This window comes from Streptomyces sp. T12 (assembly GCF_028736035.1).
Lineage (GTDB): Bacteria > Actinomycetota > Actinomycetes > Streptomycetales > Streptomycetaceae > Streptomyces.
On the sequence record NZ_CP117866.1, the window covers coordinates 3,102,964 to 3,127,816 of the forward strand.

The window sequence follows — 24,853 nt, forward strand, 5'->3', positions numbered from 1 at the left end:
AACGGTCGCCGGATCGCATGACGCGGACACTTCGGGTCGCATAGGCTCGAACAGCCCGCCGAGCGGCGGGGGAACAGGGGATGCGATGGACATCGCGGGCGCGCGCCAGAGGGCGGCCCGGGTCGCTTCGGCGCTACGGCTGCGGCGCTCTCCCGCCGCCTCCGCAATGCGCGACCTGGCCTCCGATCTGAGCGCCGCCGTACGGGCCAGACCCCACCCCCCGGCCGACGTACGCGCGTTGTGCCGCGCGCTGTGCGCGGAGATGAGCGCGCGGCGCGGCGGGCGACCCGTCGAGCTGCGCTTCGAGCGGTTCCCGGACGAGATCGAAGTGACCGGACTGTGGGTGGAGTTCCAGGACTTCGACCTGGTCATCGTCGAGGAGCGGGCCGAGGCGATGCAGCAGCTGGTCATCCTCGGCCATGAGCTGTGGCACCTGCACGCCGGGCACGGCCACGACCACACGGCCGGTCACGCCCCCACGGCGGCCGCGCACGCCCTCGCCGAGCGGCCCGGGTGGCCGGACATCGCCCTCGCGGTGGCCGCCCGCGACGGCTCCCGGCAGCGGGACGAGGCCGAGGCCGACGACTTCGGGCACCGGCTGGCCGCCGCCTTCCGGCCGCTGCTGTCGGGGCAGCGGCCGGACACGCCGCTCGGGCCGGTGCAGCGTTCGCTGGGCTATCGCGGCGGCGGGAGGGCGGCGCGGTGACCGGGCTGGCCATGGACCCCGCCGGATTCCTCGGCGAGATCTACATATCGTTCTGGATCCCGACCGTCGTCCTGACCGCCGCCCTGGCGATCAAACTGCCCACCATCATCCGGCTCTGGCGGGACCCGCTGCTGCGCGCGGTCGGCGGCCTGCTGCTGCTCGCCTGTGCCGTGTTCGTCTTCGCGGCTCCGGCGACGATCGCCTGGGTCAACCGCGTCACGGGCGTCCCGAACATCGCGGCGCCCCTGGTGTACTCCCTGCTCACCGCGTTCTGCGGCTCCTGTCTGCTGCTGATCATCGCCTGGCGCAACGGCCTGTCCGACCGGTCCGCCGAGACCCGCCGCGCCATGCGCCTGGTCGTCTGCGCCTACTCGGGTGTGGTCGTCGCGCTGTGGGTGCTGTTCGCCCTCGCGGACGCGCCGGTGGAGCGGGTGCGGGACCTGGACACGTACTACGCCAACACGCCGTTCATGCGCGAGGAGACGCTGCTCTATCTGCTCGCGCACTGCACGGCCGTCCTCATCACGTCCCGGCTGATCTGGAACTGGGTGCGCACCGAGGGCCTCGACGCCTGGCTGCGCTGGGGACTGGTGTTCCTGGGCGTCGGCTACGGCCTCAACCTCATCTTCGACGCCGCCAAGCTGACCGCCGTCGCCGCCCGCTGGACGGACCACGACCTGGACTGGCTGAGCACCGACCTCGCGCCGCCCGTCGCCGCCCTGTCCGCCATCCTGATCGCGGTCGGCTTCATCCTCCCGCACGCCGGCCAGTACCTGCACGACCGCTGGCAGCTGCGCCTGGCCCACCACCGACTGCGGCCCCTGTACCTGCTGATGAAGACCGTCAACGGCTCCGGCGTGCGGTTCATGCTGCACGCCACCCCGGAGTTGCGGCTGATCCGCCGCGAGACCTTCATCCGCGACGTCCTGCTGCCGCTGGCCCGGCACATCGACGAGGACCTGCGCAGGCGGTCGTACGACGCCGCGCTCGCCCTCGGCTTTCCGCCCTCCCGGGCGAAAGCGCTGGCCGCCGCCGTGACCATCCAGGACGCCGTGCACCGCAGAAGCCGGGCCCCGGCCGACGGCAACGGCACGGGCGGCCCCGACACCACGGACCTCCTCCAGGAGATCGGGGCCGTCTCCCGAGCCCTCCGCCATCCCGCCGACATCGAGGCGGTCCGTGCCCGTACGGCCGCCCCAGCACAGAACGTGCCCGTACATGACTGAACGCACCACCACCGCCGTCGTCCTCGGCGGCTCCCTCGCCGGTCTGCTCGCGGCCCGCGCGCTGGCCGACGTCGCCGACCACGTCACCGTCGTGGAACGCGACGTGCTGCCGGCCGGCCCCGAGCCGCGCAAGGGCCTGCCGCAGGCCCGGCACGTCCACCAGCTGTGGTCGGGCGGGGCGCATGCCATGGAGGAGCTGCTGCCGGGCATCGTCGGACGGCTGCGGGACGCGGGGGCGCACCGGCTGCCGGTGACCACGGACATGGTGGCGCTGTCGCCGTACGGCTGGTACCGGCGGTGGGCCGAGTCGCACCACATGCTGCTGTGCAGCCGGGACCTGCTGGACGCGACGGTGCGGGCGGCCGTCCTCGCCGACGAGCGCATCGAGGTCGTGCAGGGCGCCGAGGTGCTCGGGCCGGTCGGCACGGACGCGGCGGTGACGGGCGTACGGATCCGACCGCAGGACTCCCCCGAACGGACCCTGTCGGCCGACCTGGTCGTCGACGCCACGGGACGCGGTTCGCGCACGGCCGGCTGGCTGACCGACCTCGGCCTGCCGGCGGTCGAGCGGCGTGAGGTCAACTCCGGGGTGGCGTACGCGAGTCGGGTGTTCCGGGCGCCCGAGGCGGCGCGGGAGGCGTTCCCGGTCGTCAACGTCCAGCCGGACCCGCGCGCCGGAAAGCCCGGGTGCGGGGGCGTGCTGCTGCCCATCGAGGACGGGCAGTGGATCGTCACCCTGTTCGGGTCGCGGGGCGGCGAACCGCCCACCGGGGCCGAGGACTTCGTGCGGTACGCGCGGGAGGAGCTGAGGCATCCCGTCATCGCCGAACTGCTCGCGCACGCCGAGCCGTTGACCGACGTGGCGTACACCCGGACGACCGCCAACCGCCGCCACTACTACGAGCGGATGCCTGTCTGGCCCGAAAACTTCGCCGTGCTCGGGGACGCCCTGTGCGCGCTCAACCCGATCTACGGGCACGGGATGTCGGTCGCGGCCCAGGGCGCGGTCGCCCTGCGGGACGTGATACGGCGTCAGGGCTGGGGCTCGGCCGGTCTGTCCCGGCGGATCCAGCAGGCGGTGGCGCGACCGGCGTCGGCGGCGTGGGACCTGGCCCTGGGGATGGACGTGTTCTATCCCGGGGCGACGGAGAACGGCCCCACCCTGCGCGACCGGTTGCTGGCGGCGTACGTGGGCCGCCTGCTGCACACGGCCACCGGGAACGGGCGGATCGCTCGGCGGGTCACGGATGTCACGTCGCTGGAGCGGGGCGCCGAGGTGCTGCTCGCACCGTCCGTGCTGCTGGCGGCGCTGGTCGGCCCGCTCAAGCCGGCGTTGAGCGGGCCGCCGTTGACGGCGGAGGAGCGTAAGGCGGCGGGGTTGGGTTAGGCGGGGTGCGGCAGGCGCGGTGGGCCGGTGCGGTGGGCCGGTGCGGGCGGGGGTGACCCGCCCGCAGCTCCTCAGCCTCCGCAGCTCCGCTGGTCAGCCCGCGAACGCCGGTTGCGCGAGGCCCTTCCCCGCCCCCGGCACCACGAACACCGACCCCGCCAGCGGAGGCGGTGACGCCAGTCCGACGCGGGCCGTCGTGATGTAGAGGTCGGTCAGGTCGGGCCCGGCGAACGCGCACGCCGTCACCCGGGGCACCGGAAGCGGGATCACCCGGTCCAGCTCGCCGTCCGGCGTGTAGCGACGTACGGCCGAGCCCTCCCACAGGGCCACCCACACGCACCCCTCGGCGTCCACGGTGAGCCCGTCGGGGAACCCGGCGCCGTCCTCGATCTCGACCAGCGGCCGCCGGTTCACGGCCCGGCCGTCGGCGTGGTCGAAGACGTCGACGCGCCGCGTCGGCGAGTCGATGTAGTACATGAGGCTGCCGTCCGGGCTCCAGCCGGTGCCGTTGCTCACGGCCACGTCGTCGAGGACCACCTCGACCGAGCCGTCACCGGTGACCCGGGACAGGGTGCCGCCGCCCGGCGCCTCGTCGTAGCGCATGGTGCCCGCCCACAGGGAGCCGTCGGGGGCCACGGCGGCGTCGTTGGCGCGGCGGCCGGGGACGGGCTCGTGGTGCAGCCAGCGGAAGGTGTCGTCCGGGTCCAGCAGTCCCACGCCGTCCCGGAGGTTGAGGACGAGGCCGCCGCCGGCGCGCGGCTTGACGGCGCCGATGTGCTGCGGGGCCGTACGGACCGAGCGCCGCCCGGAGACGGGGTCGTAGGTGTGGATCCGGGACCCCAGGATGTCGATCCAGACGAGCCGCCCGCTCTCCGGATCCCAGGTCGGCCCCTCACCGAGCTCGGCCTCCGCCTGGACGGCCACCTCGTACGCGGTGTCGCCACGCTCCGTCATGCCACGCTCCGGTGTCCGAGACGCTCCGACAGTTCGGCGGCACCCTTGGCGGCGAGCTGCTCCAGCTCGACGCGCCGGTCGTCGCTCCAGCGGATCATGGGGACGGAGATGGAGAGGGCGGCGACGACCTGCCCGGCCCGGTCCCGCACCGGAGCGGCCACGCACGACACGTCCGGGTTGGACTCCCGCCGTTCGACGGCGATCCCCCGCTCCCGAATCTCCGCAAGGGCCTCGCGCAGGGCGACCGGGTCGGTGATGCTGTTCGGTGTCATGCCGACGAGCTCGGCCCCGTCCGGGACGCGTGCGGTGAGCTCGGGCTCGGGAAGGGAGGCCAGCAGCATCTTGCCGACCGATGTGCAGTGCGCGGGCAGGCGGCGGCCGGCGGCGGACACCATCCGCACCGCGTGGGTCGAGTCGACCTTGGCGATGTAGATGACGTCGGTGCCCTCCAGGATCGCCACGTGCACGGTCTCGTCACAGGTCTCGGCGACGGACCGGGCGACCTGCTGCCCCTCGGCCGCGAGGTCGAGCTGCTCGGCGTATCGGCTGCCGAGCTGGTAGGGCCGCACACCGAGGCGGTACCGTCCGGGCTGACCCGGTACCTGGACGATGTACGACCGGGCGGCGAGCGTGGTGACCAGTTCGTGCACGGTGGTGCGCGGCAGCTGGAGCTTGCGCACGATGTCAGGGGCGGAGAGCGTGCCGTCCCCGTCGAGGAAGAGCTCGAGAATGTCGAGAGCTCGGGTCACGGCTGGTACGAGGCGTCCCACGTCCGGCCCCCTCCCTTGGGTGTCAGTGAGGCTGCGTTCGAGATTTCAACAGCCGATCGGAATAACGAACACAGGCTACTCAAAATACGTTTGCCCCGGCAATGGGCGTGCGATGCCTTGCTCCCGTTTACGGGCTCCCGGAGTCGGCGTATCGTGCCAGATATGAGCCCTACGGGCGAAATGTACGGCGTACATTTGCATGTGAGCCAGAACAAAAGAGCCGGTTTCCCACACCCGAGCCCTCCCCCGGCGAGCAGCCGGGTATCCCGCGCGACCAGCACAAAGGGGCGTCGTCATGCGACGCATACTCGTCCTCATCCCCATGGCCATCATCGGCATCATCGCTCTCCTCGCGCCCAGCGCCTCGGCCGTCAGCCCCCATTTCGTCAAGGGCCCGACGGCCACTCGCTCGGGCGACAGCCTCACGGTCTCCGGGAAGGAGGCCGGACTCGGCAATTCGCTGACCGTCACCATCGAGGTGAGCGCCACTGCCGCGTGCATCAACCCTGGCGGCAAGGACCCCAAAGCCGCAAACAAGCAGAACCTCGCCGAGGACGGACAATTCCAGGTCCGCAACGGCAGCGCCAACTTCTCGGTGACCCTGACAGCGTCCTTCCAGCCGTCGTGCAGTCCTCCGATGACGGTGCAGTTCAGCAACGTCGTCGTCACTGACGTCGACAACGGCCTCTCGGTGAAGCTGCCGGGCACCTTCTGACACCTCGCCACCCCGGGGCGAAGAATCCCTGAACGGCCTGCGGCGCGTGCGCTCGCGGGCCGCAGCCATGTCTCCCCCGGTAGGCGTGGGAGACGCCGCGGCCGTCGGCGTAGAGGACGGTGAACGGCGCCGCTCTCCAGCCTCTGCTCGGGAGCGGGGTGCTCGTGCGGTCGGGCGGAGCAGCCGGAGCGTCGTCGGGTACGCCGACGCCAGTACACGGGGTTACTCCCGCCGTCAGACGCCTTGACCGCCCCCGCCCGGCACGGTGGTGCTCATGAAACTGAGCCGTCCCGCCCGCCGGGTCTCCCTCGTCGTCCATGTCGTCGCCGCCGCGAGCTGGCTCGGGCTCACGCTCGGGCTGCTCGCGCTCGGGATCACCGCGGCCACCACCGGGTCCGCGGTGACCGTGGAGGCGTCGGTGCGGGCCATGAAGCTGTTCGCGGACTGGCTGCTGCTGCCCGTCGCGTTCCTCACGCTGGTCAGCGGGCTGGTGCTGTCCCTGGGCACACAGTGGGGACTGGCGCGGCACCGGTGGGTCTACGTCAAGTTCTGGGTGACCCTCGCCACGACCACCGCCACCGTCTTCGCGCTGCGCCCCGGCGTGAACTCCGCCGTCGCCGCCGTCGCCGGGGGCGGGCCGCTGCCCGACGCCGGTGACGTTCTGTTCGGACCGATCGTGTCGCTGTCCGCGTACGTCTTCATGACGGTGATCTCGATCCTCAAGCCCTGGGGCCTGACCCGCCGCGGCCGACGCCTGCGCGCCGCGTCCGCCCGCACCCCCGTCGGCACCACCGGCCCGGCCCGCCAAACCGCGTGACCCGGCCCTCGGCAGCCTGGCAGGATGCGCGCATGGGGAACACACATGTGCGTGGCCCTGTTGCCGTCCTGAGCGCGCGAGCCGGCTACGGCACCCAGCCGGAAGTGATCGCCGCCCTGGTGCACACCGTCGGCGAGGCGGCGGCGGTGGTCCTCTCGTACGACGAGGATCGGACGGTCGCCGCGCTGGGCCTCAACCGCTTCGGCACCATCGGGTCGACTCGTCTGGACTGGCGGGGAGCCGAGGTCCTGGAGCGCTCCGCCGCTTTCGATGCCGCGCAGTTGCGCGACCTGCTGCGCCGGCACACGCAGCCGGGTGAGACGGCGGTCGTGTTCTGGGGGAACCTCGCCGTGCCCTCGGTCGCGCTGGACGCCGGCCTGTTGGCGGCTCACGCCGACACCGTGCTGGAGTGCTGCCACGAGTGCTGGGTCCATCTCCTGGACGCCGGGCTGCTGATCGAGTTCCAGGACGGTGAGGGGTTTACCGTCGGGCGCGTACCGCGGTCCTAGTCAGAGGTACTGCCCGTCATCCGGTCAGAGGTTCCTACCGCACGGCGGGCAACCTCCACCTCCCCCGGCGGCGACATGCAGGTGAAGTCCCGAAGTCCGTTCCCCACCAAGGGAGTTCACCATGCGCACCCGCCTTGCCCGGCTCGGCGCCGTACTCGCCGCGATCATCGCGTTGATCGCCGCGCCGGCCGTCACCGCGGCCCCCGCCCAGGCCGCCGACCAGTGGAACCCGCCGGCCAACCTCGTCCAGCCGCTGGGCGAGGTCTGGAACCACGTCGAGTCGACCTACCCCGACCTCTACGGCTTCCGCAACTACGGCTGGGACCAGGTCATGGCCAACCGCGGCAGCGTCAACTACTGCGTCCGCTGGGAGTCCGACGCCCCCGTCAGCGCCGCCCTGCGCGACCAGATCCACGCCGCGCTGAAGAAGCAGTTCGGGAAGTGGATGGCCGCCATGGTCGAGAGCAACGGCACCGGACACAACGCCTGGCCGTACACGAACGTACCGGTCAACATTGTCGGTTGGGCCGTCAAGAACCGCTCCACGCTCCAGTGGACCGACAACTCCGTCGACATCTACACCGGCCTGGACAGCGGGGGCGCCCCGCAGTGCGCGCCCGACTGCGGCCGGTTCTTCCACCAGGACGGCAACTACTCCAAGTGCCCCGGCGGAGCCGCCCGCCACTACGACCAGTCACTCTGGCTGACCAAGGGATTCCAGGGCGGCGCCGGCGGTGACTGGGGGCAGCGCGTCGGGCAGGAGTACTTCACCTCCGCGCTCGGCCAGGAGAACATCCATATCTATCTGCACGAAGTCGGCCACACCTTCGGGCTCGACGACTTCTACGACTGGACCCCGACCGGCCAGTGCTGCTTCCTCATGAATGCCGGATCCGCCGCGCAGATCACCGAGTTCGACAAGTGGATGTTCCGGGACTTCTGGCGCCACCTGAAGAGCCGCTACGGCTTCTGAGCAGCGGAGCAACAGAGCAGCCCGAGCAGCAGAGCAACCCGAGCAGCGGCTATCGACGCGTCTCTCCCAGCACCCCCTTCAGCCGCTGCGCCCGCAGCACCAGCTCCAACTCGAACCGCCGGTCCGGGTCGTCCATCTCGTCGCCCCACAACTCCCGGATCTGCCGCAGCCGATAGCGGACCGTCTGGGGATGCACCCCCAGGCGGGCCGCCACCTCCGGCGCCCCGCCCCTGGTCTCCAGCCACGCCAACAAGGTCTCCGCCAGCCGCCGGCCGTGCGTGGGCCCGCAGTGCTCCAGCGGGGCCAGGCACCGCAGGGCCAGGTCGTCGATCAGTTCCTCCGGCTGCAGGAGCACCAACGCCTCCGTGTGCTCGGTGCAGTACAGGACGTCGCCGGCCGGCAGCAGCCGCCGTTCCATGAGGCGTACGGCGGCCTCGGCCCAGCGCAGCGACTTCGCCGCGTCGGCGAGGGGGACCGGGGGACCGATCGCGCCCGCCCAGCCGGTCAGTGCCCGGTGCAGCAGTTCGGGGCGGCCGGCGGCGTCCGGTTCGGGGACCACCATGCGCGGCTGCTCGTACTCCATGTCGAGCAGGACACCCTGCCCCACCGCCGGCGCCATCGCCTCCCGCGCCGGGCGCAGCAGCACGCCCACGGCGACCTTCTCCGGCAGCGGCCAGCCGATCCGGGCCGCCCGCTCGGACAGGGCGTCCGCCGGATCGCCCCGGTGGTGTTCGGCCAGCAGGAGTTCCATCAGGCGGCGTTGGAGGCGTAACCGCTCGCCGGCCTGGCGCGCCGCCGCCTCCGCGTATCCGCGCACCGACTGGTCGACGAGGCCGTCCAGGTACTCGTAGCCCGCGTCCACCAGCTCGTACATCGCGGGCGGCGGGATGTCGACGCGCTGGCCGATCTCCGCGAAGCGACGCCAGGCCAGGCGGACGCCCATCCGGTAGATGGCCTGGAGCGAGTCCAGGGAGCGGCCGTGCAGGCCCTCGCCGCGGCCGAACTCCTGGAAGACGCCCGGCGGGACGGTCGGGCGGCCCTCCGACGTCTCCAGATGCTGCACGAAGACCTCGATCGCACGCCGGATGCCGACCATCGCCATCGGCTCGCCCGACTCGTCCAGAACGACCGGCAGATGCGGGTACTCGCGGCGGATCTCACGCAGGATCTCCTCGGCGAGGGCCGGGGCCTCGGCCAGGGCCAGCTCCGCGAAGCGGCGGACCTGGAAGCGGGGCACGTCGCGCCAGGCCGAGCGGGTCGTGACGGGCGGGGTGGTCGGGGTGGCCGGAGAGGCCAGGGAGGCCGGGGAGACCGGGGAGGCGGCCGGGGTGGTCGTGGAGCGGGTGGCTGCCACGGTCAACTCCCCTGGCCCGCTTGCTCGTATGTGATCAAGGGTGTGTTCGGCTGGTCGGGCGTCGCTTCCAGCAGCGCGACAACACCGAGCGCGGCACCCACCGCGAGTACGGCGGCGAGCGCGACGGTCAGCGTGGCGGCGAGCAGTCTGGACATCGCAGGGTCAGCCTCTCTGCATCCGGAGGTCGTCCCACCCCGGTGGTGCCAGCCTGATCCCGACCCCTGCCTGTCGGGTTCAGTCTCGACAAGCCGGGTCAGCCCGTCAAGACATTGACACTCCGTCAAGGGACGCCTACGGTTCCCGGCCCAAGAACGGCCAGGCAACGACCGTGCACCGACCGTGCATCGACCATGCGTCAATCCCCCCAGGAGTGCCGGATGCGCCGTACCGCCTCACCTCTCTCGTTGATCCTGCTGGGCATCGGCACGTTTCTGCTGGTACTGGCGCCCATGCTCGCCTGGTACGTGACCCCGCGTGCCGCCGTGAACCCCATCGACATCGACACCACCGCCGTGTACAAGGGCACCGGAAGTGTCTTCGACACGGACAAGATCGAGACCGTGCCGGACCAGAGGATCACCGTCACCCAGCGGGTGCGCGGCAATGTGGCGGAAAGTGAGCGCAGCGGCAACGCCGTGTGGGACGTGATCACCACCGTCGACACCGACAAGTCGCTGCCGGCCGCCGACCCGCACGACGCGCTGGACTTCACCCCGCACCGCTGGGTGATGGACCGGAAGACGACGAAACCGGTGCACTGCTGCAAGGAGACCCCGTACATCGAGGGCGAGGCCTATCTGAAGTTCCCCTTCGACGTCGAGAAGCGCTCCTACCAGTGGTGGGACAACACCGGCGGCACCACGATCACCCTGCGGTACGACGGCACCGAGAAGATCCAGGGGTACACGGGATACCGGTTCACCGGCACCGTCGCACCCCGCAAGGTCGGCACCCGGCTCGTCCCCGGCAGCCTCGTCGACCAGCCCAAACGCCCGCAGGTGCTGGCCGAGGAGTGGTACTCCAACCACGGGTTCAAGCTGGTCGTCGACCAGCGCACCGGCCGGGTGATCTACGCGCAGACCGGCCCGCGCCGCACCCTGCGGGCGCCCGGCGGCGACAAGGACGCAGCGGTGCTGCTGGACAGCGAGAAGATCGCGTTCACCACGGCCACCCAGAAGGAGGCCGTGCGGCAGGCGAAGCGGGACAGCGGTCAGCTGCGCATGGTGGGCGTGACGCTGCCGATCGGGGCTGCTGGGGCGGGATTCGTGCTTGCGGTGGTAGGCGGGGTTTTGGTGGCACGAGGACGTAAGCGCCCTGAATCGCCGGGTACGGTCGAGATGCCCCAGCCCTCGCTCACAATGTGACGTGACGTCAGCTCTAATAAAGCCCGAAATTGTCACGCCGGTGAGTAGCCGTGGCGAACGGCTGGGCGAAAACTGTCCAACCCCACCCGGACACAGCCTGTCCACACCCCACGCACAACGACCGTAAGTGACCAAGAAACTCTGAAATTCCCCCACGGGACCCCAAACCCGAATCTTCCCCCACGCTGAGTTCCGCACCCTGAGACGAGTTGGAGCACCCATGCCCCAGCACGTGCCCTCCCCTCCCCCACTCTCGAATTCGCTCGAGCGGGGGGACCCCCATCGCGCCGCCGGTCTCCCCTCGGCGTCGCAGCACCACCCTCCGGCGCTCCCCCCACATCCGCGCCGAATCGTTTTTCTCGCCCACCGTGACCTGGGCAACCGATCCGCCGGCGGCTCCGAGCTGCTGGTCGACCGCCTCGCCGACGGCCTCACCCGGCTCGGCCACCAGGTCACCCTGCTGTGCGGCGGCCCGGCGGCGTACCGCGACTACCGGGTCGTGTCGGCGGGTGGCGAATTCGGCCACTTCCTGCGCGCCCGGTCCGCCTTCACCCGCCAGGTCGGCGACTGCGATCTGCTGGTCGAGGTCTGCAACGGGATGCCGTACTTCGCCCCCCTCTGGCATCGCGGGCCGACGTTGTGCCTGGTCAACCATGTGCACACCGACCTGTGGAAGATGCGTTTCGGCGGGGCGCTGGCGCCTGCGGCGCGGCTCGGCCGAAGACTGGAGCACTGGGCGCTGACCGGGGCGCAGCGGCGGAGTCTGCTGGTCGCCGTGTCGCCGTCGACCGCGCATGCGCTCCGCGGGATCGGCGTCGAGCGGGAGCGTATCCGTGTGGTGCACAACGGGGTCGAGGAGCCGGGCCCTCTGAGTGACCGCTCGCCGGAGCCGCTGTTCGTGGCCGTCGGGCGGCTCGTCGAGTACAAACGGATCGATCTGCTGCTGCGGCTGTGGGAGCGGGTGCGGCCCGTCACCGGCGGGCGGCTCGTCATCGTCGGGGACGGGCCCGAGCGGTCGTCTCTTGAGCAACTCGCCGGGCCCGGCGTCGAGTTCGTCGGTCATGTGTCGGAGGCGGAGAAGCATCGGCTGCTGTGTGCGGCATGGCTGCTGCTTCATCCCTCGGCCGTGGAGGGGTGGGGGCTGGTCGTCACCGAGGCCGCCACGCGCGAGACGCCGACCATTGCCTTTGATGTGCCTGGGCTGCGGGATTCCGTCGTGGACGGGGAGACCGGGGTCCTTGCGGGCGGTGAGTCCTCCTTCGCGGCCGCGTGGTGCACGCTCGCGTTGTCCGGGCATCGGCGGGAGTTGATGGGGAAGGCTGCGCGGGACCGGGCCGCACGCTATCGCTGGGATCGGACGGTACGGCAGTTCCTTGCGGTTGCCTCGGAGGCCGTGCGCCGTGACGCCTAAACGCCGTGATGGTTCGGCCGACTCGCGAGTGCCGGTACGTCTTGGCTGGTCGCGCTCACGCGGCGGAGCCGCAGAGGTCACAGCCCCGCGCCCCTATCTGGGCGCTTCACCACCCCCAGTCACCAAGGACCCCTCCTTTCGGCGGTCCCTCGCTCTCTTCCGGGCCTTTCTCCGTGAGCAGGACGACCCCGAAGCCTGCTACTCGCTGCTCGCCCGTGATGCCGCCGACCAGGTCGAGGCCTACGACGGTCCCGTCGCCGGGCGTACCGTCGTGGACGTAGGCGGTGGCAGCGGGTACTTCACCGAGGAGTTCCGGCGGCGAGGTGCGCAGGCCCACCTGTTCGAGCCGGACGTGGCGGAACTCGGTGCGAAGCCCTCTGAAGGAGCCGTCGTCGCCGACGGGTATCTCCTACCCCTGCGGGACGGGGTCGCCGACGTCACCTTCTCCTCCAATGTGCTGGAGCATGTGGCCGATCCGCAGACGTTCCTCAGTGAGCTGGCGCGGGTGACGCGGCCCGGTGGGCTGATCTACGTGTCGTTCACGAACTGGCTGTCCCCTTGGGGCGGCCACGAGTGGGCGCCCTGGCACTACCTCGGCGCCGAGCGGGCCCGCGCCCGGTACCAGCGCCGTACCGGGCGGCCCGCCAAGCACACCCTCGGCGAGAACCTCTTCGCCGTGCACATCGGCGCCACCCTGCGGCAGGTCCGCGCCCGCGACGACGTCGAGGTCGTGTCGGCGCGCTCCCGCTACTGGCCGTTCCTCGCGGAAACCGTCGTGAAAGCGCCCGGCATACGCGAGTTCGCCACCTGGAACCTCCTCCTCATCCTCAGGCGGTGTCCACCATGACGACGACCACGGTCCAGGCTCCTCCCCCGGCAGCCGTGCCCACCTCCGCGCCCGCCTCGGGCCCGCCGGAGGGGCCGCGGTCGCGGCGCTGGCTGCTGGGGTTCTGGGCCGTGGTGTTCGTGCTGTTGCTGGCGGTGCAGCCGGGGCGGCAGACGTTCGACACCAAGCTGGGTGTGACGGTCGATCCCGGCCGGTTCCTGTCCGACCTCGGGCAGTTGTGGTCCGACCAGGGCAGCTTCGGCGGGATCCAGAACCAGTACTCGGGCTATCTGTGGCCCATGCTGCCGTTCTACTGGCTGGCCGATGTCGTACGGCTGCCCGTGTGGCTGGCGGAGCGGTTGTGGCTGTCGCTGATCGTGTCGGTCGCCTTCTGGGGCGCCCTGCGGCTGGCCGAGCGGCTTCGGGTGGGGAGCGGGGGGTCCCGGCTGGTGGCGGCCGTCGCGTATGCGCTGTGGCCCGTCTTCACCATCGTGGTCGGGTCCACGTCGGCGGCCGCGTTGCCGGGTGCCTTCCTGCCGTGGGTGTTGCTGCCGCTGACCAATGAGCGGTATGCCGCGCGGGTCGCCGCCCTGCGGTCGGCGTTGATCATCCCCTTCATGGGCGGCGTCAACGCCGCGTCCACCCTGGCCTCGCTGCTCCCCGTCGGGCTGTATCTGCTCTCCCGCCCGCCCGGGCCACGGCAGCGGAAGCTGATCGCCTGGTGGGTGCCGGGGGTCGTCCTGGCGACCGCCTGGTGGGTGATCCCGCTCCTGCTGCTCGGCACGTACGGCGAGAACTTCCTTCCCTACGTGGAGAGTTCGCAGACCACCACCGAGACCATGTCGGCGACGGAAGCGCTGCGCGGGGCCGGGAACTGGGTCGCCTATCTGCACTTCGGGGAGGCCTGGCTGCCGGCCGGGTGGACCGTGGCCTCGTCCGTCGTCGTGATCGTCTGTTCGGCGCTCGCGGCCGGACTGGGGCTCGCCGGGCTGGCCCGGCGGGACATGCCGGAGCGGCGATGGCTGGTGCTGACCGTCGTGACGGTCGCGCTGATCCTGCTCGCCGGGTACGGCGGGGCGTTCGGGGCGCCCTTCCACGGGGTCGTGCAGGACTGGCTGGACGGGGGCCTCGTCCCCTTCCGGAACATCTACAAGTTCCAGACGGGGCTCGCCCTGGCGCTGGTGCTGGGGCTCGCCCATCTGGCGGGCGTGGCCGCCGAGGCGCGCGGGGCGCGGCCGGTGCGGGGGCGGCGGTTCGCGCCGCTCATCGCCGCCGTCCTGGTGCTGCCGGGTCTGATGTGGCCGTATCTCAACGGCTCGATCCTCAACCCCGGTTCCTTCAAGGAGATCCCCAAGTACTGGCAGGCCACCGCCGACTGGATGGAGAAGTACTCCCCCGACGCCCGCGCCCTCGTCGTCCCGGCCACCGCGCACGGCATCTACACCTGGGGCTCCACCATCGACCAGCCCCTGGACGTCGTCGCCGGCTCGCGCTGGGCACAGCGCGATTACGTCCCCTTCGGCACCCCCGGCAACCGGCGCGCCATGGACGCCGTCGAGCAGGCGCTGACGAGCGGCGGCGAAGTTCCGGGACTGGCCGACTACTTGAGCCGGGCGGGTGTCTACTACGTCGTCGTCCGCAACGACCTCGATCCCGATCAGATCGGGCAGGTGCCGACCACGACGGTGAAGCGGACCCTGGAACAGTCCGGGTACGAGCGGGTCACCGGCCTCGGACCGATCATGACCGGAGGGACGATCGCCCCGGGCACCCCGCTCCAGGTGGAGGGGCTGTATCCACGCCAGCGGGCGGTGGAGATCTACAAGCCGGTGAGCGCGGACGTGCCGCGCCCGCACCAGGCCGGGCTCCAGCCGGTCTCCGACACGGCCGTGGTGTCCGGCGGTCCGGAGGCGCTGCTGCCGCTGGCGTCCCGACTGCGCGGCCGGGCCAGTGTGTTGACCGGCGACAACCATCCCGGACTCGGCTCGCCGCAGGTGCAGGTGGTCGGCGACGGGCTGCGGCGCGCGGACACGCGGTTCGGGCTGATCAACGCGGGCACGTCGTACACGTACACGCGCAGTGAGCGCAACGCGCCCGACGCCGCCCAGGACGCGGGCGAGACGCCGCACCAGATCCTGCCGACGACCGGCCTGGACCACCAGACGGTGGCCGAGCTGCGCGGCGCACGGTCGGTGACCGCGTCCTCGTACGGCAGCTGGCTCTTCCATCTTCCGCAGTTCGACCCGGTCAACGCCTTCGACGGCAACCCGGACACGGCCTGGACCGAGGGCTCGGAGGGGTCGCCGGACGGGGAGTGGCTGCGGATCGCCTTCGCGGGCGGGTCGTACGACATGCCGTCGTCGTTCAAGGTGGCGCCGCTGCCGCAGGAGGGTGTGCGGGAGGCGCCGACGCGGGTGCGGGTGGAGACGGAGAAGGGGTCGGTGAGCTCCTTCCTGCGGCCGGACGGCTCGGCGCAGTCGGTCAAGGCGCCTGCGGGCGCGACGAGTTGGATGAAGCTGACGATCACGGACTCCGTCTCCCGGCGGTCCGGTCTGACCGGGGCCGGCTTCTCCGAGATCGCCCTGCCGGACGTACAGGTCACCCGGCTGCTGCGGCTGCCCACCGACGCCGAGGACTCCGGGGCCGCCGCCGAGATCGTCTCCCTGTCCCGCGCGGCCGACCCGACCGGGCTGTCGCCGACGGGCACGGAGGCCGGCCTGCACCGCAGCTTCGCCACGTCCACCGCGGGGACGTACGAGATGCGGGCGAGCGCGGTGCCGGTGGCGGGCGAGGAGTTGGACCGGCTGCTGTACGAGGTGGCGCCGGACCAGCAGAACCGGATCGTCGCGACCGCCGACTCCACGGCACGGCTGGGGACGGGCCTGTCCCCGCGCAACCTCACCGACGGCGACCTGACCACGGCGTGGATCGCGGGCGACCGGCCCACGATCCATCTGCGCTGGCCCGGAAAGCAGGCGGTGGGAGAGATCGTGCTGGCACCGGCGGGCGGCCTCACCACGCGTCCGACCGAGGTGAACATCAGCTCCCCGGACGGTGCGGTGATCGCCGGGGTCGACGAGAACGGCTGGGTCCGCTTCCCCTCCATCACCACCGACCGCCTGGACATCACGATCACGCAGACGGCACCGCTGACCCTCTACAACCCGATGGTGGGCGAGGACCTGCAACTGCCGGCCGGCCTGACGGAGGCCTACATCCCCGCCCTCGACCAGTACCGGACCCCGCAGCCGCGAGACTCCCGGCCGTTCTCGCTGCCGTGCGGCAAGGGGCCGGTGGTGTCGGTGGACGGGGAGCTGTACGAGACGAGTGCGCGGGGGACCGTACGGGATCTGATGGAGCGGCGGCAGATCGATGTGACGCTCTGCCAACGAGGCCGGGACGACGCCGAGTTGTCGCTGTCGGCCGGTGACCATCGGGTCGAGGCCGGGGACGGCGGACCCCTCACGCTCACCGACGTCACGCTGACCCGCGGCACGGTCGCCGAGGCCGCGACGGCGGGGCGTGACCTGGAGATACGGGACTGGCTCGGCGACCGGCGCGCGGTGACGGTCGGGTCGGGGGCGGCGAGCTACCTGACGACGTACGAGAACTTCAACGACGGCTGGCGGGCCACGCTGAACGGCAAGGAACTGTCGCCGGTACGGCTGGACGGCTGGCAGCAGGGCTGGCGGATCCCGGCGGGCGCCGGCGGCACGGTCGAGCTGTCGTACGAGCCGGCGGTGATGTACGAGGGCGGGCTGATCGGCAGTGCGGTGGCGCTGGCGCTGCTGGCCGGGCTGGCGCTGTGGCGCCGCCGGGCGCCGAATCCCGACGAGCCGCAGGTCGCTCCGCCGCTGCCCGGACTGTGGCTGGGCACGGTGGCCGTGACGGTGGTGGGCGTGTTCATCGCCGGGTGGTTCGCACTGCTGGTCCCCGCGCTGGCGGTGGTGGCGTGGCGCAGGCACGCGCTGCTGGTACCGATCGCGGCGACGACCCTCGCCGGGGCGGGGATCGCCGCGGCGGTGGGGGCCGGGGAGCCCGTGGGGATGGAAGAGGGCGCCTTCGGTCCGGCAGCTCAACTGCTGGCGTTGATCGGGCTGTTCGCGGGGGTTGTGGGTGTGCGGGAGCGGGAGGGGGCGGCCGGGGTGCCGGCTGTCGCCGGGGGCGGTGTTCCGGCGGGGGCTGGAGGCGGTGTTCCGGCGGGCGCTGGAGGCGGTGTCCCGGCAGGCGCTGGAGGGGGTCTTCCGGCGGGGGCTGGAGGCAGTGCCCCGGCAGGGGCTGGAGGCAGTGTCCCGACGGGCGCTGGAGGCCGTGTCCCGACAGGGGCTGGAGGCAGTGTCCCGACGGGCGTCGCGGAGGCGCCGACGCGGCCGTTGCCGCATCGGGAGCGGGGGCGTAGTCCGCTGGGGGCCGAGCCCTACGGTCAGCCCTACGGCCCGTCGTACGGCCCGGGTCCGACGGAACCACCCCGGTCCGAGTCGGGGCCGACCGTCTCCGCACGCGGCCCCGGCGGGCCGGACCCGGATCCGCCGACGGCGCGCGTCGCGCCCCGTAAGCCGCGATTCCGGGCGACCGGCCCCGGAGTCGCGCCGGAGTCCGACGACACCGGGGAGGGCGACACCGGGGACGGCGACACCGGGAGGGCCGACATCAGGCAGGGCGAACCCAAGCAGGGCGAACCCAGGAGGGCCGACAACAAGCAGGGCAACACCAGGCAAGGCGACGCCAGGCAGGACGAACCCAGGAGGGGCGACATCGGGAAGGGCGAAGCCATATGACCGCACTGCAGCAGCCCGCACGCGCCGACGGTCCGAGCCGGCCGGCGGTGCGCGTCCCGTTCCCGGTCGTGGACGAGGTCGCCCGGCACTGCCTCCAGGAGGAGGAGCCGGAGACGGTGCACATCGAGGTGCACCTTCCGGGGCGGCTGGACGCGGGGCGCCTGCGTACGGCCTTCGCTCAGGCGCTGCGCCGGCATCCCCGCATCCTCATGCGGGAGGCGCCGGGGCCGTGGTACCGGCGCCGGTACGAGTGGGAGCTGACGGCAGAGCCGGACGTGGAGGTGGTGAGCTTTCCGGCGCCCGGGCGGGACGAGTTGCGGGATGCGCGGACGCGGGCGCTGACGGAGGCGCCGCCGCTGTCCCTGTCGCCGCCGATACGGCTGGAGGTGGTGGAGGGAAGCGGGCCGGTCGAGGGGAGCGAGGCGACTGACGCCGTAGGTGTACAGCCGCACGGAGCCGACGGTCCGCAGCCATGCCCACGCCCAGCACAAGGAACCGTCCTCTTCCTCACCATCAACCACACCGCCCTCGACGGCCCCGCCTGCCTCCGCGTCCTCGCCACCGCCGCGGAGCTGTACGGCGGCCGGGACAACTCGCCCGCCGCCCCACCCACCCGTACGACGGAAACCCCACCGCCCCCCGAAGCGACCCCGTCCAACTGGTCACCCCCCGCCCGCGTAGCCCCCGGCACCCCCGAACCCTCCCCCGGCAACGGCATGCTCGTCACCGAACTCCCCCTCCCGCACCGCCCCAAGGGCTCCCCCTACACGGTCAACGACCAGCTCATGGTCACCACGGCCCTGACCCTCGCCCACTGGAACAGAGAACACGGCGCCCGCCCCCGGCACCTGCGCATCACCATGCCCGTCGACGACCGCCCCCGCGACGCCACCATGCCCATCGGCAACGGCACCCGGCTCGTCGAAGTCCCCTTCATCCCCGAGGAGTTGGCGGCCCACGCCCCGGCCGACATGCCCGCCCTCCTGCACCGCACGGCCACCCGAACCCGCGCCCTCAAGTCCCTACCCCGCCCCCAACTCGGCCACGGAGCGGCCCTCCTCACCGCCCCGATCACCCCCGTCTCCTGGCGAGCGGCGCTCACCCGGGGCCTGCGCAGAGCCGCCGCGCCCTGGACCTCCACCACCCTGCTCAGCAACATCGGCCGGATCCCCTACCCCCTGGACTTCGGCGAGGAGGCCGGCCGCGCGCACGCCGTGTGGTTCTCGGCGCCCGCCCGGATGCCCCGCGGCCTCACCGTCACCACCGCCTCCACCGCGGGCCGCCTGCACCTCGCCCTGCGCTGGTCCCGCGCCCTGCTCAGCCACGGCGACGGGGCCCACCTGCGGGACCTGTTCGAGCACTACCTGCACACGACGGAGGTGAGCCCGTGACGACCACCCCGGCGAAACCCCCCGAACTGCGCGACTTCTACGAGAACCCCGCCGTCCCCGTCGCCTCCGGCACCCCCCGCAGCCGCCGCCAGGCCCGCATGCTCGCCGAGGCCCTGGGACCGGCGTCCCCCGGCCGGACCCGCACGATCCTCGACATCGGCTGCGGCGACGGCACCGCCGCGGCCACCGCCGCCCCCTTCCTCCCCGGCCACCGCATCGTCGGCATCGACTGGTCCCAGGACGCCCTGCGCCGGGCCCGCACCCGGATCCCGTACGCCGTCCGCGGTGAACTCACCGGCGGCGGGCTGCCGTTCAGGTCCGGCGCAGCCGACGCCGTGCTGTTCAGCGAGGTGATCGAGCACCTCGTCGACCCGGACGCCGCGCTGGACGAGATCCGCCGCGTGCTGCGTCCCGGCGGCCACCTCATGCTCTCCACCCCGAACCTGGCCGCCTGGTACAACCGCGCCCTGCTGCTCGCCGGGGTGCAGCCGGTGTTCTCGGAGGTCAGCCTGCGGGCGATCCACGGCCGGCCGGGACGTGAGGTCGTGGGGCATCTACGGCTCTACACCGCCCGTGCGCTACGGGAGTTCGTGGCCGCGTCCGGATTCGAGGTCGTACGCCTCGCGGGCGCGCCCTTCCACGGCGTACCTCGTCCGCTGCGTCCCCTCGACCGGCTGGCCTGCGCAAGGCCCTCGCTCGCGTCGATCCTGCTGCTGCACGCGCGGCGGGCCTAGGGGGCGTGGACCATGTGGTGGGGAGTGGCCGCGGCCCTGATCGCGAACACCCTGTACAGCCTCGGTTTCGTCCTGGAGAAACGGGCGCTCACCGCCCTCCCGCAGGTGAGCATCCGGCAACCCGCCCGGCTGTTGCGGCTGGTGCTCGGCAGCCCGCTGTGGATCGGCGGCTCGCTCGCCCTCGCCGCCGGTTTCGGAGCGCAGCTCGTCGTCTACCGCACGCTGCCGATCGCCGCCGCGCAGGGCATCTTCGTCTCCGGGCTCGTGCTGCTCGTGCTGCTCTCGGCGCGGCTGCTGGGCGAGGAGACCAGCGGGCGGGAGCGGTACGCGATCGGCGCGATCCTCGCCGCGCTGCTGATGGTGGTGCTGTCGCTGCGGGACGAACCCGACGGCGGGGAGACCGTCGGCCGGGCGGCCCCGTATCCGCTGATCCTGCTGGTGTGCGTGCCGTCGCTGGCGGCGGGCGTGTGGCTGTACAACTCCGCCGAGCGCAGGGCCCGGCACCGGCACCGGCTGCCGACGACCGGCGTCGAGTACGGCGTGGCGGTGGGGCTGCTGTACGGGGTCAGTTCGCTCGCCATCAAAGGGGTGTCGAGCTACCTGACGGCGACCGGAATCGGCGGCGCGCTCCTCGACCTGCTCCGCTCCCCGTACCCGTATCTCCTCCTCTTCACCGGCGCCTTCGGGCTGGTCATGTCGCAGGCGGCGCTGCAACGCTGCCGGGCCTCGCTGATCGTGCCGGTGTGCACGACGGTGACGTCCCTGTACACGGCCGTGCTCGGCACGCTGTCGTTCGGCGAGGCGCTGCCCGAGGATCCGCTGCGGCTGGCGCTGCGCGTCGCGGGTACGGCGCTCGCCCTCGCCGTACTGCTGTCGATGCCCCGGCACGACCGCCCCGCGCCACCGTCTCCGCAACCCCCGCAACCCCCTATCGGTGCGAAGGAGTTGACTCCACCATGAAACCCGACGACCCCCTGCTCCAGATCCTGGCGTGTCCCCTCGACAAGGGGCAGCTGCACCTCGTCGTACCGGACGGCCCGACGACACCGGACGAGGTCCTCTACAACCCGCGTCTGCGCCGCCGTTACCCGGTCGTGGACGGCGTCCCGCAGCTGCTGCCGTCCTCCGGGGAACAGGTCTCGGACGACGAGCACGAGGAACTCCTCAAGCGGATGACCCCATGACGTTGGCCGCGAGGATCGCCCCGTTGCTGCCCACCCGGCTGGTGGCCGCCGTCGCCCGCGCCGTGTACCCGCGCTTCGAACCGGAGTTGGCCCGGCTCGCCCAACTGTGTCCGGCCGGGTGCGGGACTGCCGTGGACGTCGGCGGGTGGTACGGCCCGTGGACGCGGCGGCTGGCCGGGCGGGCGCACCAGGTGGTGACCGTGGAACCGGTCCCCCACCTGGCGCGGCTCCTCGCGGCGACGGCCCCGCCCAACGTCCGGGTCGTGCAGGCCGCGGCGGCCGAGCGCCCCGGGACGGCCCGGCTCTGGCTGCCGCCGCACGACGCGGGCGACCGGGGGGTGTCCTCCCTGGTCCGCCGCGACATCCACGGACAGGCCCTGCAGGTCGGCTGCGTCACCCTCGACGAACTCGGCCTCAAGGACGTCGGCTTCGTGAAGGTCGACGTGGACGGCAGCGAGCTCGCGGTGCTGCGCGGGGCGACCGCCATCCTGGCCCGCGACCGGCCGGCCCTGTTCGTCGAGCTGGAGTCCCGTATCCAGCCGATCGGCCCGGTGGTGACGTATCTGTCGCTGCTCGGCTACGACGGCTGGGTGCTGCCCGGCCGCGACTGGGTGCCCCTGAGCCGCTTCCCCCTGGAGGCCCACCAGGCGGAGGCCTCGTACGTCGTCGCCCAGGGCCTGCTGCGCCGAGTCCTGCCCTTCCGGGGCCCGCGATACGTCAATTCCGTCCTCTTCCTGCCCGACGGCCGACGCCCGGTGGGCGACCATGGATCCCATGCCCTCCGGAAAGCCCCCCGCTAGCGGGAACAACCCCGCCGGCCCCTTCACCCCGCTCCACTTCCAGCTGGTGCTGCTGCGCCGCATGGCCGACCACAACCCGGACCTGGTGGAGGACGCCCGCCGTGAACTGGGCGTCTCCCTCGCCGACATGCGCGAGGCGAACAAGCGCTGGCAGGCGATGGTCCGCTCACCCCGTTCCCGCGCCGCCGCCTCCCGGTACCGCTCGGTGTTCGGCAAGCCCGAGTCGGTGATCTCCCGCAAGGTCGGCGACCTGGAGTGCGAGGCCTGGCTGTGGCCGGTCCCGCTCTGGCCCGACCTGCGCTTCGAGGTACTGCTCGCCCCGAACGGCGCGGTGTGGAACGAGTGGCTGGTCCGCGCCCCGGACGCCGAGAGCCCGTCCCTGCGCACCCTCGCCGACCTCACCCCCTGGTCCTGCACGGTCGACGAGGCCGCCCACGCCTTCGCCCCCGCCCGCCCCCTGGAGGGCACGGCCCCGACACGCTGGGGGCTGGCCTTCACCGCGCCGGACGGGGAGGGGGTGCGGCGGGAGGCGGTGGCCGAGTTCACGTGGGGGTTGTTGCAGCGGGTGGCGGTCGCCGACTAGCGACCAGCGGGGGGACGGTCGACAACCAGCGGCCGGCGGCTAACGGTCGGCGGCCAGCGGCTAACGGTCGGCGGCCGGCGGCTATCGGTCGGCGGCCGCCGCCAGGATCGCCTCCACCACCCTCGGCACCGACCCGGGGTGCAGTGTCAGGAAGAGGCTCGGCTCGACGAGTTCCAGCTCCATCACCCGGGGCTGCCCCTCCTCCCCGTCGACGAGGTCCACGCGCGCGTACAGCAGCTCGGGCGCGTTCGGTACGGCGGCCAGGGCGCGCTCGGCGACGTCGAGTTCGGCCGGGGTCGGGGTCCAGGGCTCGAGTCCGGGGTGGGCGACCTTGCGCTGGTCGTAGGGCGTGCCGGGCGTGAGGATGGCGCCCTTGCGGCTGGCGTGCAGCAGCCGGCCGCCGTAGAACTGCAGGGCCCGTTCCCCGCTGACGTCGATGCCCCGCACATACGGCTGCACCATCGCGGTGAACCCCTCCGCGTGCATCCGCGCGAGCTGCCGTACGGCCGTGTCGTGCTCGTCGGGCCGGTACCGGGCGGCGAACCGCGCGCCCGCGCCAGAGGTGGGCTTGACGACGTACTCGTGGTCGACGGGGAGGTCGTCGACATCGTCACCGGGGGCGAGGTAGCGGGTGGGCACGACCGGCACCCCGGCCTCGGCGAGATCGCCGAGGTACCGCTTGTCGGCGTTCCAGCGCACCACGTCGGCCGGATTCGCGAGCCGGGTCACCTTGCCGCACCCCTGCGCCCACTGCACGAACTCCGCCGCCCGCCAGCTGTAGTCCCAGGTCGAGCGGATCACGGCGAGGTCGTACCCGCCCCAGTCGGCCTGCTCGTCGTCCCAGGCCACGGAGTCCGTCTCGGCCCCGGCGTCCCGCAGCGCGCGCACCAGCACGGGGAGGTCGCTGTCGACGGCGATCTCGGGGCCGGGGCGGCAGGTGACGAGGGCTATGCGGGGCACGGCGGGCTCCTTCGGGCGAATCGGTCGGGCGGATCGCAGGCTAACAACCACTCTCGCAACCGAAACAGCCAGCTTGACCTTCACCTTCGGGGAAGCCACAGCATCGGAGCGAGGAACCGGAAGGGATGAAGGGATTCGGGAAATGACCAGGACGGGATCGGGATCGGGATGGGCATGGGCATGGGCATGGGCATGGGCATGCTGACGATCGGCGCCTTCGCCAAGGCCTGCCGGCTGTCGCCGAAGGCACTGCGGCTGTACGACGAGCTGGACCTCCTGAAGCCCAGCCGGGTCGACCCGCACACCGGGTACCGCTACTACGCCGTCGAGCAGCTGGAGCGGGCCCGCCTGGTGGCGTGGCTGCGCCGACTCGGCATGCCGCTGGCCAGGATCCATCAGGTGTGCACCCTGCCGCCGGCCGACGCCGCCCGCGAGATCCGCGCCTACTGGGCGCAGGTCGAGGCGGAGACGGCGGCACGGCGGGATCTCGCCACGTTCCTCGTCGACCATCTCTCGCTCTTGGCAGCACCGAGGAAGGACACCACCATGCTGGAGCTTCACTACTGCGCCCACTCGGACCGAGGCCGGGTCCGCCCCGCCAACCAGGACACGGCCTACGCGGGCACCCGCCTGCTCGCGGTGGCCGACGGCTGCGGCCCGGCGGGCGCACCCGCGAGCAGCGCCGCGGTGGAGGCGCTGCGCTTCCTGGACGCGGCGGAACTCCCGGCCGGGAACGTGCTCAACCTGTTGGAGGAGGCGGTGCAGGGCGCGACGGAGGCGGTCCGGGACGCGACGAACGGCGCGGAGGAGTCGGGTACGACCCTCACCGCTCTGCTGTGGACGGGCTCGCGCCTCGCCCTGGTCCACATCGGGGACTCCCGTGCGTATCTGCTGCGCGACGGCGCCCTGTTCCGCATCACCCACGATCACACAGTGGTCCAGTCGATGATCGACGAGGGCCGCCTGACCCCGGAGGAGGCGACGTCCCACCCCCAGCGCATGCTGCTCCTCAAGGCCCTGTCCGCCACCGCTCCCGCGACCCCCGACCTCCGCCTCCAGGACACCGAACCCGGCGACCGCTACCTCCTCTGCTCCGACGGCCTCTCCCGCGTCGTCCCCGACACCCACATCCGCCACCTCCTCACCTCCGCCCCGGCCCCCGACGCCGCCGTCCACGCCCTGATCGACGCGGCGAACGAGGCGGGCGGGCCGGACAACGTGAGTTGCGTGGTGGCGGATGTGGTGGAGGGGGCGGCCTGAGGAACGAGGGTGATACAAGGGCCGCGGTATCCCTGAGCCTTGCCGGAGGCTTCTAGGAGTCGGCGGCTGCCCTGCCCGCAAGAAGCAGTGCCAGGGGGCCACCCTGCTGCCAGGACCGCTGCCGCGAGCATATTGAGGGCTGGTGCCGAGT

General features: G+C 72.3%; 23 protein-coding genes. 18 read left to right on the top strand and 5 right to left on the bottom strand.

Annotated elements, in window-relative coordinates; all coding sequences use genetic code 11:
* Window positions 1-85 precede the first annotated feature (85 nt).
* From PBV52_RS13825 to PBV52_RS13835, 3 genes are read left to right on the top strand one after another with little or no spacing between them, the layout of a single operon-like run.
* Window positions 86-706, top strand: a complete 621-nt coding sequence (locus PBV52_RS13825) for a toxin-antitoxin system, toxin component family protein (RefSeq protein ID WP_274238653.1) — start codon at window positions 86-88, stop codon at window positions 704-706.
* Between the two features lie 11 nt (window positions 707-717).
* Entirely contained in the window at window positions 718-1,932 is a 1,215-nt protein-coding gene (locus tag PBV52_RS13830; RefSeq protein WP_275948375.1) for an MAB_1171c family putative transporter, read from the top strand.
* The gene (locus tag PBV52_RS13835; RefSeq protein WP_274238655.1) at window positions 1,925-3,319 is read left to right on the top strand and encodes an NAD(P)/FAD-dependent oxidoreductase; all 1,395 of its coding nucleotides are present in this window, start codon (window positions 1,925-1,927) and stop codon (window positions 3,317-3,319) included. Before PBV52_RS13830 ends, PBV52_RS13835 begins: the two co-directional genes overlap by 8 nt.
* Window positions 3,320-3,412: 93 nt before the next feature.
* On the opposite strand, the gene PBV52_RS13840 is transcribed toward PBV52_RS13835, so the two are convergent.
* Both PBV52_RS13840 and PBV52_RS13845 read right to left on the bottom strand, forming a co-directional pair.
* Entirely contained in the window at window positions 3,413-4,273 is an 861-nt protein-coding gene (locus PBV52_RS13840) for an SMP-30/gluconolactonase/LRE family protein (protein WP_274238656.1), read from the bottom strand.
* Window positions 4,270-5,043 carry an IclR family transcriptional regulator gene (locus PBV52_RS13845; protein WP_274238657.1) on the bottom strand — a complete coding sequence of 258 codons (774 nt, stop codon included), beginning with the start codon at window positions 5,041-5,043 and terminating at the stop codon, window positions 4,270-4,272. Before PBV52_RS13845 ends, PBV52_RS13840 begins: the two co-directional genes overlap by 4 nt.
* 295 nt (window positions 5,044-5,338) lie before the next feature.
* Between PBV52_RS13845 and PBV52_RS13850 the strand changes: the two genes are divergently transcribed.
* The 4 genes from PBV52_RS13850 (at window position 5,339) to PBV52_RS13865 (ending at window position 8,057) form a co-directional block, all read left to right on the top strand.
* On the top strand, window positions 5,339-5,758 hold the full coding sequence (locus PBV52_RS13850) for a hypothetical protein (RefSeq protein WP_274238658.1): 420 nt from the start codon (window positions 5,339-5,341) through the stop codon (window positions 5,756-5,758).
* Window positions 5,759-6,032: 274 nt separating this feature from the next.
* Window positions 6,033-6,575, top strand: a complete 543-nt coding sequence (locus PBV52_RS13855) for a DUF2269 domain-containing protein (RefSeq protein WP_274238659.1) — start codon at window positions 6,033-6,035, stop codon at window positions 6,573-6,575.
* Window positions 6,576-6,607: 32 nt separating this feature from the next.
* Window positions 6,608-7,084, top strand: a complete 477-nt coding sequence (locus PBV52_RS13860) for a hypothetical protein (protein ID WP_274238660.1) — start codon at window positions 6,608-6,610, stop codon at window positions 7,082-7,084.
* 121 nt (window positions 7,085-7,205) lie between these two features.
* Entirely contained in the window at window positions 7,206-8,057 is an 852-nt protein-coding gene (locus PBV52_RS13865) for a hypothetical protein (protein WP_274238661.1), read from the top strand.
* A gap of 49 nt (window positions 8,058-8,106) precedes the next feature.
* On the opposite strand, the gene PBV52_RS13870 is transcribed toward PBV52_RS13865, so the two are convergent.
* Together PBV52_RS13870 and PBV52_RS13875 are read right to left on the bottom strand one after the other, a co-directional pair.
* A complete protein-coding gene (locus tag PBV52_RS13870) occupies window positions 8,107-9,354 on the bottom strand; it encodes a CdaR family transcriptional regulator (RefSeq protein WP_274249378.1) in 1,248 nt (415 codons plus the stop codon).
* A gap of 59 nt (window positions 9,355-9,413) precedes the next feature.
* Window positions 9,414-9,566, bottom strand: a complete 153-nt coding sequence (locus PBV52_RS13875; protein WP_167364376.1) for a hypothetical protein — start codon at window positions 9,564-9,566, stop codon at window positions 9,414-9,416.
* Between the two features lie 222 nt (window positions 9,567-9,788).
* Here PBV52_RS13875 and PBV52_RS13880 point away from each other — a divergent pair, with 222 nt between their 5' ends.
* The 10 genes from PBV52_RS13880 to PBV52_RS13925 all read left to right on the top strand — a co-directional run bounded on the left by PBV52_RS13880 (window position 9,789) and on the right by PBV52_RS13925 (window position 22,482).
* On the top strand, window positions 9,789-10,775 hold the full coding sequence (locus PBV52_RS13880; RefSeq protein WP_274238662.1) for a DUF3068 domain-containing protein: 987 nt from the start codon (window positions 9,789-9,791) through the stop codon (window positions 10,773-10,775).
* Window positions 10,776-10,995: 220 nt separating this feature from the next.
* Window positions 10,996-12,186, top strand: a complete 1,191-nt coding sequence (locus tag PBV52_RS13885; RefSeq protein WP_274238663.1) for a glycosyltransferase family 4 protein — start codon at window positions 10,996-10,998, stop codon at window positions 12,184-12,186.
* Window positions 12,187-12,283: 97 nt separating this feature from the next.
* Complete coding sequence (locus PBV52_RS13890) at window positions 12,284-13,033, top strand: bifunctional 2-polyprenyl-6-hydroxyphenol methylase/3-demethylubiquinol 3-O-methyltransferase UbiG (RefSeq protein ID WP_274249379.1); 750 nt, start codon at window positions 12,284-12,286, stop codon at window positions 13,031-13,033.
* Window positions 13,030-17,790 (top strand): DUF3367 domain-containing protein, encoded by a 4,761-nt coding sequence (locus PBV52_RS13895; RefSeq protein WP_274238664.1) that lies wholly within the window; start codon window positions 13,030-13,032, stop codon window positions 17,788-17,790. The genes PBV52_RS13890 and PBV52_RS13895 overlap by 4 nt, the downstream gene beginning before the upstream one ends.
* Window positions 17,787-19,181: a condensation protein gene (locus tag PBV52_RS13900; protein WP_274238665.1), complete on the top strand. Its 1,395-nt coding sequence runs from the start codon at window positions 17,787-17,789 to the stop codon at window positions 19,179-19,181. The genes PBV52_RS13895 and PBV52_RS13900 overlap by 4 nt, the downstream gene beginning before the upstream one ends.
* Window positions 19,178-19,915, top strand: coding sequence for a bifunctional 2-polyprenyl-6-hydroxyphenol methylase/3-demethylubiquinol 3-O-methyltransferase UbiG (locus PBV52_RS13905; protein WP_274238666.1), 738 nt, complete (start codon window positions 19,178-19,180; stop codon window positions 19,913-19,915). Before PBV52_RS13900 ends, PBV52_RS13905 begins: the two co-directional genes overlap by 4 nt.
* A gap of 24 nt (window positions 19,916-19,939) precedes the next feature.
* On the top strand, window positions 19,940-20,875 hold the full coding sequence (locus PBV52_RS13910; protein WP_274249380.1) for a hypothetical protein: 936 nt from the start codon (window positions 19,940-19,942) through the stop codon (window positions 20,873-20,875).
* Window positions 20,872-21,099 carry a Trm112 family protein gene (locus PBV52_RS13915; protein ID WP_274238667.1) on the top strand — a complete coding sequence of 76 codons (228 nt, stop codon included), beginning with the start codon at window positions 20,872-20,874 and terminating at the stop codon, window positions 21,097-21,099. Before PBV52_RS13910 ends, PBV52_RS13915 begins: the two co-directional genes overlap by 4 nt.
* Entirely contained in the window at window positions 21,096-21,899 is an 804-nt protein-coding gene (locus PBV52_RS13920; protein ID WP_274238668.1) for an FkbM family methyltransferase, read from the top strand. Before PBV52_RS13915 ends, PBV52_RS13920 begins: the two co-directional genes overlap by 4 nt.
* The gene (locus tag PBV52_RS13925; protein ID WP_274238669.1) at window positions 21,865-22,482 is read left to right on the top strand and encodes a hypothetical protein; all 618 of its coding nucleotides are present in this window, start codon (window positions 21,865-21,867) and stop codon (window positions 22,480-22,482) included. Before PBV52_RS13920 ends, PBV52_RS13925 begins: the two co-directional genes overlap by 35 nt.
* Before the next feature lie 81 nt (window positions 22,483-22,563).
* Here the strand turns inward: PBV52_RS13925 and PBV52_RS13930 are convergent, their stop codons facing one another.
* Window positions 22,564-23,442 carry a RimK family alpha-L-glutamate ligase gene (locus tag PBV52_RS13930; protein WP_274238670.1) on the bottom strand — a complete coding sequence of 293 codons (879 nt, stop codon included), beginning with the start codon at window positions 23,440-23,442 and terminating at the stop codon, window positions 22,564-22,566.
* A gap of 192 nt (window positions 23,443-23,634) precedes the next feature.
* On the opposite strand from PBV52_RS13930, the gene PBV52_RS13935 reads away from it, so the two are divergent.
* Window positions 23,635-24,702, top strand: coding sequence for a MerR family transcriptional regulator (locus tag PBV52_RS13935; protein WP_274249381.1), 1,068 nt, complete (start codon window positions 23,635-23,637; stop codon window positions 24,700-24,702).
* Window positions 24,703-24,853 lie beyond the last annotated feature (151 nt).